Genomic DNA, 7,396 nt, shown 5'->3' with positions numbered 1-7,396 from the left:
TTACCATCTTTCTAAAAGGCCTTATTTTTTCTATCAATAGGATTTAATTTTTATTTATGGTAGTTTAATATCACTATATCTAGTATTTATGGATGGCAAAATAAATGGCTCTTGTTGGTTATGCCCGAGTATCGACTATTGACCAAAATTTGGATATCCAGCTCGATGCTTTGAAAAACGCAGGATGCAAAAAAATCTTTTCCGAGAAAAAAAGCGGCACCTCAAAAAAAGACCGTACTGCCTTGGATGAATGTATGGATTACATTCGCGAAGGTGATACCTTAGTTGTCACTCGAATTGACCGACTTACTCGCAGCATTCTTGATTTACAAAATCTCCTTCATTATTTAAAAGAAAAAGAGATTCATTTAAAAGCACTGGAACAACCCGTCGATACCTCCAACGCCTCAGGTAAATTTTTTTTAGATATGCTCGGTGTTTTTGCTGAGTTTGAAACCAATCTGCGCCGTGAACGACAACTGGAAGGTATCCAACGGGCAAAACAAGAAGGTAAGTACAAAGGACGAAAACCTACAGCTCGCTCCAAATCCTCCGAAGTGATGGAATTAATCAATCAAGGGTTCACTCGAACCGCCATTGCCAAAAAGCTCAACATGGGTATTGCCAGTGTCTACCGGATTATCAAAGCCCACCGCCAAAATAATCCAGACCATACCATCCCTGGTAGTCAAGCCACTAAAAAAATTGCTGTCGTAGAAATCTGGTTGCGTGTAGAAAACAACAATAAGTTTGTACGTGGAAAAAACGATTCCAGAAAACAAATAGAAAATCACTGCTTTTCATCGTTTGATATGGTTAAAAAAGACAAGGATGGCTGGGACTATATTTTAAAAATTCCTTACACGAATGAAGAAGAGCTAGATAAAACCATTTATGATTTAATGCATGAAGCAGAATCCATTGCCGATTGTCGAAACGGGTTTACTGAGATGAGTGTCGTGGAGCATGCCACCGGTAAATCATGGTGATTATTCCCTGGCTCCTTGAGCATACTCTTTTTTGCTACCTCGACTTTCAGCTTAAGGAACTCTACCATATCGCCCGTTTTGAGAAAGCTACGCGATATTATTCAATTTGCATTGAAAAAGATTTATTGGGTGACTGGACAATTAACGTATGTAACGGACGTATTAAATCCAGGCTAGGACAAAACCGCATACTTGCTTTTGCTGATTATAATGAAGCTTTTGAACATTTTTGTCTCATGGCAAAACAACGCAAACAACGAAAATATCAACTTGAAAATTACAAAACTGATGATGCTCTATTTCTACAATTCCTACTCGTAATGTCATGCACTAAATTACCAATTCTTTAATTTAGGCAAGTATAGAAAGACCTTTATCAGCCACTAAATTCAGGAGCTTTAAAGAAGTACCTCTCGGATGCTTTTCTCCCTGTTCCCATTGTCGAACTGTTGAAGGAGATGTATTTAAATATTTGGCAAATACTACTTGACTAACCTGTTCTTTCAACCGCAGTGATTTAATTTCTTGTGAAGTAAAGGATTTAACAGGCGGCAAACACAAAACATCAAATTCATGCATGGTTGTGGCATCTACTATGCCCGCATCGTAAAGACCTTTAGCAGTTCCGTGTACTACATCTAAAATTGACTTTTTCATTTTATATCCACCCTAATCAAATTCCCGATACGTAACGCTTCCGTAATTTCTTTATCAGTTAAACCAAAATATACTTTGGCTAATTTTTTTAATGCCTTTAGTTCTTTTTCACTAATATTCTCTTTCTTATTCTTGGCAAAACTATATATGAAAAAAGCTTTATCATTGGATTTAAAAGCTATTATAGTTCGGGCGCCGCCTCTCTTCCCTTTATTATCCAAAGGAATTCGTTTTTTATAGACATTGCCGCCTAAATTAGCATCATACAATCCGTTATTCATTTCCTTAATTGCATCCACAAGTATCTCATCAGAGACTTTATATTCCTCAGCCCACTCAGAAAATGCGATAATTTTGTAAATATCCACCTGGCATCCTTTTTATCTAATTATAACACTAGGTAATACATTTTACAATGTCGCACCAAAGACCACCTATTCATTGTATTAATAGAAATCATCATAGAATCTTTTCTACTTCTTGGCTGTTTTCTTATGTTATGATTAATGCGAAATTTAATAGTGGGGAAATAAAACAATGGCAATTATTAATGGTAATCGCAGTACTAAGAAAGAAAAAATTAAAGCTGAAATTAGCAGCGAAACTCTTCAAACCATTCAACAATACTGTGCTTGGGCGAATATTGATGAAATCGGCTTTTTCATCGAGGAAGCTGCTCACTTTATCTTTGCAAAAGATAAAGAATGGAAACAATACCAAAAAACGCTAAAGAAATCGACACAAAACGCTTAAATTTTTGGCGCTAACAAGGGCGCCTTTACTATGACTTATAAATTTTTACAACCGATCTGCCTCCATTCCTGTAACAAACTATCTATTTGAGATCTGGGTTTGAAAAAATATTTTTACCAATGTAATAGGTAATAAATAATCTTATCTATCCCAATCTATTAATCCTTTTTAAAGTTCAGATTCTCCGAAATTCACATGCCCATTAATCCCCCCTTTCTCTACTATTCTTGTTTGGGGTGGATCAGAGAAGTTATCTACCTCAAATGCAATTTAGCACTAACTCCTTATTTCGATACTATAGTTGTAAATAAAAGGATTAATAGGGATTTTAATGGATCTAGCTAAACTTGAAACAATTATTAAAAACTCTGGTGGAAGCTCATTCACCCTTGCTGGTGCTTCAGAATTATTAATTAAAATTAATCGTCTCGAAAAAGAAAAATGGTTTGATAAGTTTTTAAAACAATTCCAATCTTCACGAGAGCAAGGCGATTTACGAGGTCGAATACTTGAAATTAATTTTGCTTATCAATTTTTAGAAAAAAATGAACAACTACAATACGAGAATGAGCAAGGTATGAAGGGCAATGTTGATTTTTTCTGGAGGTTTGAAAATTTTGAGATTTGCATAGAAATGAAGCTAAAAAGACAGGCTATCCATATTGAAGAGGAATTTAATAGACTAATTGAAAATAATGGCTCTTTTCCTATCGAACAAGACCCTTTATTTGAAAACTTCAAAATTCGAGAAGATATTTGGGAAAAGTCATCGATAAAAAAATTTAGTCCAAACCTTAAAAATAATAGATTAAATTTTATAGGAATTGATATTTCTGAGCTTCTTCATGGTACTGTTGATAATCTAGACTGTATTATTGCAGCTAATAAGATACTCGAATCTAAAGAAATAATTGAAAAGCAATATATTAAAAATAACAATCTTCATCCATGTGACTATATTCACGGTGTTATATTTTTATTCCGTAGACCTAAAGAAAAAAAAGCGTTGGCCTACGATTTATTTAGTGAAATATATATCAATGAATCTTTAGTGAATTTAGTTAATAAAGAAAAAATTTGTAACGCTTTATATAATATATATCCACAATTTATACCACCAACATCTTCAATTTAAGTGATGAATCGTAAAATTATTAGTTAGCTGTTACTTTAGCTTAGTAGCAATGTATATTCCCTTTATTATAAATATTCTGGTCAGGAAATGTGTTCAAAAAAGTATCACATTTTTATTATTTCACGATCTATATTTAAAAGAAGTAAATAAACACCTTATACAGAATGAAACCTACAAATGAATTGCTTAATAATATTCGAAAGCTCATAACAGGATATGCAAATTCAAATTCAGCTCCAATTTTCTTTTATAAATGTAAAAATACTGCTGAATTCCGAAATGGGACTATTTTCTTCTTAAAAACAAGTCATCAAGTAATCGGTATAACGGCTTATCATGTATATGAAGAATATTTAAATTTCAAAAGTGATTCCAATACTAAATTACAAATTGGGGATGAGCTATTTAAGCCAGAAGAAAATATAATAGATAAATCTAAAGAACTTGACTTGATAACTTTCGAAATAAAAAATAATTTTTTATTTAAAATAAATAAAGATGCGTTCCCCCGACCGGAGAAGCGAATTTCTGTTAAAAAAAATCAAACTGTATTTTTTGCAGGATATCCTGGAGGTGATCGAATACATACAAGTTTTCTAAATGTAAATTTTGGTATATTTGGCGCATTATGTGTTGTTGAATCTGTCTCTCAGATATCTATAAAGCTTGTATTAGATGAGCAATATGTTATTGACTCTCCTGATAAAATGCCTATTGACTATAAGCTTGGAGGTATTAGCGGAGCTGCTTTGTTTTCAATAGAAGAAAGTGAATCAGGTATAACATTATTTTCTTTAGGTGGGGTTGTATCTGAAGCAGGCGACACATTGAAAATTATTTCTTGTATACCAATAGAGTTTATCTCTGATGATGGAAAAATTATTAAAAATAATTAATGGGCGTATAAAATCGCTTACCTCTCATAAAGGCTATACTATAATTTCTTTATTAGGAGACCATTATGGTTAAGACAAAAATATCTCCTCAAAAATATGTTGAACTAATAAATCAAGAGATAAAGAAAATGGATGGTTTTATAGAGGGCATGGTGGTGTATCTAGTACCGTCCACCGATAATCCAACTGGATATAGCTTCGATAGACAATTTGAAGGAATCGAGCAACTAGTTTCAACGGCTACCCATAGAATAAAAAAAGACTATATTTGTCAATGCAGATACTTATCATAATATTATTCGCTGACAGATTCGATAAATATTGCGAGTGTTGATGCGATCCTCTGCTCTATTAATAAATAAAACTCATCGAGTTCAACTCCTAACCATTTAAATAAATATCCATGCTCATTAAATTTATCAATAATGTGTTAACGCTAGCAAATAGCTATTAATAGTTAATTTAACTCATTGATGCATGGATATTTATTATCTTTATCGCTCGCGGCTTTACTATCTTTTAAATTTTAATAGCCAATATAAATAATTGTTAACAAAACCCCCTATTTCCTAATTGATTAAGCCATCCCTTTTTTAATTTCGACTGAGTCCTAATAAAAGCGCAACGCCTAACATTAGTTTATTAGGCCACTTACTAGACTCCGACTTTCTTCTGTTGCAAAATATAAAATTAGCAAAGGTAGATTGTATGTTTAGGATGAATATTAAAATAAACCTTAATTTTTTTTTCATGTTGATACAAATAATATTAGTGGTATTCGTCCTTATTTTTTGTATTTACATTTACTCTGATAGTCCAGTATCACCTGTTACATATAGTGTTGCGTATAATAGTGAACTTAATACAAATTTGTTAAAAGTAAAACAATTTTTGTAACTCATTTCTACTTGTCTCGTCTGGATAGGTCGCCTGCACAATAACCTAAGTCCTAAATTTTCAATTTACAGGATTATTGTGGCAAGTAGCTTTTTGAGATAGAATCGCCCTCGTTTAATAGTCAGTACAAATATGAGAAAAAGGAGTATATATCTCATGGATAATAAAGATACACTCATTATTAAAGACCTTTCAGAAAAAACAGCAATTCATCCGCGACTTCTTAGTGCTGTACCTCTCGATATGTTAGAGCTAATTAATAAGCTTGATGCTGAACACGATAGAGAAAGAATAGAAGAAGAGTCGAAGTCATAGCTAAGTAGCTCCTGGCAATCGTATATTTACTAGGAGCAATTTTCCTATTTACTAGTTCTCCTCGGCATAATTCGTCGTTAGCTTTTAATATCAACAATGATAAATAAATTTATTAGTAAAACAGTTCTTAATCAATTTAATAAAGGAGCTATCTCCAATTATTTATTCAATGACCCTTATCCTTATGCTGTTATTCCCAATATCTTAGAAGATAATTTTTTTTTACAAGCAAGAGCCAAATGTGAAAGACTCATACACGAACTTACCAATATCGAAGGATTCGAAATATCTCATACATATTTAAATGTACCAGAATTGCTATCCGTATTTTGCAGTCCGTTTTTCATTAAATTAATTGGAAAAACTTTTGATCTTGAAGTCATAAGGAAACGCGACCAGTATCCTTCGCTTAGAGTGCTTCCTGAAGGTGGTAATGGACTACATATTCACAATGACAAAGAATATATTGGTAATATTACAGTATTTCTATATTTATCTGACTGGAAAGAAGGATTTGGAGGGGAAGTGGGAATATATAAGAAGTCTGATAATCATTTTGTAAAAGTTAATCAAGTTCAACCTCTTCCTAATTCATTATTAATGATGCCAATTACGGATACCGTAATGTATCACGATATTAATCCTACAGCAGTTGGATATCTGAGAAAATGCGCTTATTTTCCGATATCTATAATATAGAAGGTATTAGAGACCTAAGAATACCTGTCTATGAGAAGCTAAGTAATTTTTATATTCAAAATCAGAAAGCTCTACTATTAGAGGCAGTTAAAAATACAGGATATAAACTTCCACGTTTAATGTCCTTAAAACATGAAAGCTATCGGATTATTCGAGAAAATAATAAATTAATGGTTGTACTGAATTGTTTATCCGGCCGTCATAATTTTAGTTATTCATTTAGCTTAATGAACCAAATCCCTTTGCAACAATGTTTAAATCATATTATCCCAACACCAATCATCCCTCCCTTTTTTAAAATTGAATATGGAAATAATCATATTAAGACTATTTTATCTTTATTTACCGACAAGCCACTACAAAGAGCGGCAGAAAGAATACTAGCTAATTCAGATTTAAATTGTGATATTTTTGGATTTCGAACTATTGTAAAAAATGAACAGTCCATAATTAGTATTCGTTCGGGCAAATACGTGTTGCATTAAAAGGAAAATTAATTAGGCTGGTAGGTGTTAGGACTTGAAAACAGATTCAGCTCTGCTTGAATTATTTTGCAAATGAACTAGCAATAAAATGCAAATGGATTTTGATGAAACCGAATTAAATTGCCAACAGAATTGCTTTTGAACTCGAATTATTTTGCAAATAGCGCATGCCGTACTAAATAAACGATCCTTTATTTTTGCTTAATAAAGCTAATGGATATCAAAAGCAAAACTGATTTATTTCAATCAAAATAAATAGGATAATATTGGTTTACATTGAAAGTAATAATTTTTGGCTAAAGTTTATAATGCTTAAGCCATTAACCTTGATTCCTCAGTCTGCTAAAAAAATAAAAATAGGTTTTCATTGAATTTATTCGAAAGCTTATGAATTTAGTAATCTTGATAATTTTTTAGACTTTTTTTGTAAAAATTCATTTGCAAAATAATTCGGGTTCATCGTGTGATTTTGTATTATTTTACCACAAGGTTATCCACAGTCATTTGCATTTTATTGTTGGCTCATTTGCAAAATAATTCAAGCAGAGCTGAATCTGTTTTCAAGTCCTA

General features: G+C 32.1%; 11 protein-coding genes. 9 read left to right on the top strand and 2 right to left on the bottom strand.

Annotated elements, in window-relative coordinates; all coding sequences use genetic code 11:
- The first annotated feature begins 104 nt into the window (after nt 1-104).
- Entirely contained in the window at nt 105-989 is an 885-nt protein-coding gene (locus tag Lfee_RS13025) for a recombinase family protein (RefSeq protein ID WP_058447437.1), read from the top strand.
- Entirely contained in the window at nt 983-1,339 is a 357-nt protein-coding gene (locus Lfee_RS13020) for a WGR domain-containing protein (protein WP_058447436.1), read from the top strand. The genes Lfee_RS13025 and Lfee_RS13020 overlap by 7 nt, the downstream gene beginning before the upstream one ends.
- Nucleotide 1,340: 1 nt before the next feature.
- On the opposite strand, the gene Lfee_RS13015 is transcribed toward Lfee_RS13020, so the two are convergent.
- On the bottom strand, nt 1,341-1,646 hold the full coding sequence (locus Lfee_RS13015) for a helix-turn-helix domain-containing protein (protein WP_058447435.1): 306 nt from the start codon (nt 1,644-1,646) through the stop codon (nt 1,341-1,343).
- Entirely contained in the window at nt 1,643-2,014 is a 372-nt protein-coding gene (locus Lfee_RS13010; RefSeq protein WP_082646656.1) for a type II toxin-antitoxin system RelE/ParE family toxin, read from the bottom strand. The genes Lfee_RS13015 and Lfee_RS13010 overlap by 4 nt, the downstream gene beginning before the upstream one ends.
- A 169-nt stretch (nt 2,015-2,183) precedes the next feature.
- Between Lfee_RS13010 and Lfee_RS13005 the strand changes: the two genes are divergently transcribed.
- From Lfee_RS13005 to Lfee_RS12980, 7 genes are all read left to right on the top strand, one after another.
- On the top strand, nt 2,184-2,399 hold the full coding sequence (locus Lfee_RS13005) for a hypothetical protein (protein WP_058447434.1): 216 nt from the start codon (nt 2,184-2,186) through the stop codon (nt 2,397-2,399).
- Nucleotides 2,400-2,730: 331 nt separating this feature from the next.
- Nucleotides 2,731-3,534: a hypothetical protein gene (locus tag Lfee_RS13000; protein ID WP_058447433.1), complete on the top strand. Its 804-nt coding sequence runs from the start codon at nt 2,731-2,733 to the stop codon at nt 3,532-3,534.
- Between the two features lie 164 nt (nt 3,535-3,698).
- Nucleotides 3,699-4,430 carry a hypothetical protein gene (locus Lfee_RS12995; RefSeq protein ID WP_058447432.1) on the top strand — a complete coding sequence of 244 codons (732 nt, stop codon included), beginning with the start codon at nt 3,699-3,701 and terminating at the stop codon, nt 4,428-4,430.
- A 65-nt stretch (nt 4,431-4,495) separates the two neighbouring features.
- Nucleotides 4,496-4,723: a hypothetical protein gene (locus Lfee_RS12990; protein ID WP_058447431.1), complete on the top strand. Its 228-nt coding sequence runs from the start codon at nt 4,496-4,498 to the stop codon at nt 4,721-4,723.
- A gap of 760 nt (nt 4,724-5,483) precedes the next feature.
- Nucleotides 5,484-5,642, top strand: a complete 159-nt coding sequence (locus Lfee_RS17090) for a hypothetical protein (RefSeq protein ID WP_156413396.1) — start codon at nt 5,484-5,486, stop codon at nt 5,640-5,642.
- Between the two features lie 96 nt (nt 5,643-5,738).
- Nucleotides 5,739-6,341, top strand: coding sequence for a 2OG-Fe(II) oxygenase (locus Lfee_RS12985; RefSeq protein WP_058447430.1), 603 nt, complete (start codon nt 5,739-5,741; stop codon nt 6,339-6,341).
- Nucleotides 6,311-6,826, top strand: coding sequence for a hypothetical protein (locus Lfee_RS12980; protein WP_058447429.1), 516 nt, complete (start codon nt 6,311-6,313; stop codon nt 6,824-6,826). The genes Lfee_RS12985 and Lfee_RS12980 overlap by 31 nt, the downstream gene beginning before the upstream one ends.
- The last annotated feature ends 570 nt before the right edge of the window (nt 6,827-7,396 follow it).

Origin of the sequence: Legionella feeleii (assembly GCF_001467625.1) — a bacterium.
GTDB lineage: Bacteria > Pseudomonadota > Gammaproteobacteria > Legionellales > Legionellaceae > Tatlockia > Tatlockia feeleii.
Note: the sequence above shows the minus strand (reverse complement) of the source record. Positions and strands in the feature narration are given on the sequence as shown.